A 2,301-nucleotide genomic window follows, 5' to 3' on the forward strand; every position below is an offset into this window, starting at 1 on the left:
GATTGAAGAGACTTGTAAGGTTAGTCGGTTGACTCAAAACCTGGACTGGCCAAGGCTGATGATCTGCACAAGCGAGATCATAGAAAAACCCCCAATCCCAATGTGGCGCATCGGAACACACCTCAAGCTCCTCGTCGAAGCTGCTCAGAAAGCTTCGAAGAGAGGCTCGGGCTTCGACAAGTGAATGGCCATATTGCAAAGAATCGAGCTGAGGTAAAACGTTTTGGATGACGAAATCACTGCAGTCCTCGACCGAATAAGTATCCGTCAACTCAACGTAATACTCATCTCCTGACTCCGACACCAGGGCTAGAGATATYAGCTTTGAGTACTGATTCAGCTGGGTAAATTCGCAATCTAGGAATATCTTCAACGTCCGATCCTTTCAACGATTGTTAGCGTGACCTGTCATTGGAGCCGCGCTCGCCCCGCTATTTACAGTACACCGTCCAAAGCTGATCAACCCGCGTCGTGAAGCTTTGACTCATCATCTCTCGGCGCATCCCCCATTCCGGATCCGTCGGCACACTCGCTACGCGCAGGGTGCCTCGACCCCACCGCCCATTGATGGCATCGAGAACACCCATCACTTTCTCGGTGGCTACCGGTTGAGAGATCGAAAAGAGGTCTTCGGTGTACTCGCCCTTCTGGCAAAGGTTAACGAGGAGTACCTCGGCTTTGCTGTACTTGAATCCAGGACGGTAGATCCGTTCCACTGCGTCCACCGCCGCCTTTGTCATCAACCGAACGTCATCAGTCGGATAAGGCAGCTCTACCAAAACCCCATTCGCATACTTTGCTTCCTCGGGGTTGAACATGCCGGTACGAATGCTGATCCTGATCTTTTTACACAATGACTGCTGCGCGCGGAGCTTTTCGGTAGCTCGCATCATGTACGTGGCCACGGCCTCCTTGATTGGTGCAATCTCTGTGAGACGCTTTCCGAACATCCGGCTGCAGCAAATTTCTTGCTTAGGCGGATCAGGTTCATCGAGCTCAAGGCATGGTGTGCCGGCTAACTCACGCGCTGTCTTCTCGATCACCACACTGAATTTTTTGCGAAGCATCCACGGATCAGTTTTGGAAAAATCCCAAGCTGTCTTGATGCCCATGCCTTCGAGGAGAAGAGTCATCTTGCGTCCGACGCCCCAGATGTCTGAGACCGAGCATTTCTTCAGCACCCAATCGCGCTTGATTTGATCGCGGAGATCGACCACTCCACCACTCTGTGCCTGCCATTTCTTCGCTGCGTGATTAGCGAGCTTACTCAAGGTTTTCGTGGCGCCAATACCTACGCCGACTGGGATGCCAGTGCTCCGATAAACCTGGGCACGGATCCGCCGTCCAAGCGCCTCAAGATCACCAGGCACACCGGCCAAATCCGCGAAGGCTTCATCAATGCTGTAGACCTCCACGGCGGGCACGAGGGACTCGATCACGCTCATCACGCGCTGACTCATGTCGCCATACAACGCGTAGTTCGACGAGAACGCGACGATGCCATGCTGCTTGAGCTTGTGCCTGATCTGAAAATACGGCTCACCCATTTTCACGAATGGCTTGGCGTCATAGCTGCGGGCAATCACACACCCGTCGTTGTTGCTGAGCACGACGATTGGGGTGTTTCGCAAATCGGGTCTGAATACACGTTCGCAGGATGCGTAGAAGCTGTTGCAGTCGATAAGAGCGAAGGCCGGCTCAGGCTTTTTCATGGCTGCGCACGCTATACATCACCACGCCCCATACCAGCAGCTCCTCTCCCTCCATCATGTACCGGGAGGGATATTTTGTGTTCTCTGACTTCAGGACGATCCGCCCGCACTCCTTGACCAGCCGCTTACAGACAGGCTCGGCATCCACTGCGGCAATGACGATATGCCCGGACTCCACTTCCATGGATCTGTCCACAATGGCCAGGTCACCCGGAAAAATGCCAGCACCGATCATGCTGTCGCCTTCGATGCGCACGAGGTACATGTGGGGGGCTCGCAGATCCAAAAGCTCATCCAACGAAACCTTCTGCTCGAGATGGTCTGCTGCTGGCGACGGAAAGCCTGCTGGAACGCGGTAGGAATAGAWCGGGAGCTGAACGCCGCTGCTGGATAGCGGCCCTAGGATGGTGACCATGATACAAATCGCCGAATACTGTATGTTCGTACAGTAAACCGCCGAACGGGGTTTGCGGTCAAACGGAAACCTACCAAACGCGACAGGGGGTATCGGCCTCATCCTCTTAGAGCCTGCCGTGGGAATCAAATCCTCCCCAGGCGAGAGCAGCTTACGGCAAGCTAAGGCTCACCT

The 2,301-nt window shown here is 54.3% G+C and carries 3 protein-coding genes; 1 reads left to right on the top strand and 2 read right to left on the bottom strand.

Annotation, left to right across the window (positions count from 1 at the left end):
* Window positions 1-184, top strand: a 184-nt coding sequence (locus AC1DSG_RS30320) for a hypothetical protein (RefSeq protein WP_477794161.1), incomplete at its 5' end; no start/stop codon positions are given.
* A 247-nt stretch (window positions 185-431) separates the two neighbouring features.
* Here the strand turns inward: AC1DSG_RS30320 and umuC are convergent.
* Entirely contained in the window at window positions 432-1,712 is a 1,281-nt protein-coding gene (umuC, locus tag AC1DSG_RS30325) for a translesion error-prone DNA polymerase V subunit UmuC (RefSeq protein ID WP_477794162.1), read from the bottom strand.
* Window positions 1,699-2,127 carry a LexA family protein gene (locus AC1DSG_RS30330; RefSeq protein ID WP_477794163.1) on the bottom strand — a complete coding sequence of 143 codons (429 nt, stop codon included), beginning with the start codon at window positions 2,125-2,127 and terminating at the stop codon, window positions 1,699-1,701. Before AC1DSG_RS30330 ends, umuC begins: the two co-directional genes overlap by 14 nt.
* Window positions 2,128-2,301: the final 174 nt, after the last annotated feature.

It is taken from the genome of Pseudomonas sp. P5_A12 (assembly GCF_056400685.1).

Coding starts and splice junctions, on each gene's coding strand:
- umuC (WP_477794162.1), bottom strand. CDS start 1,712: ATGAAAAAGCCTGAGCCGGCCTTCGCTCTTATCGACTGCAACAGCTTC.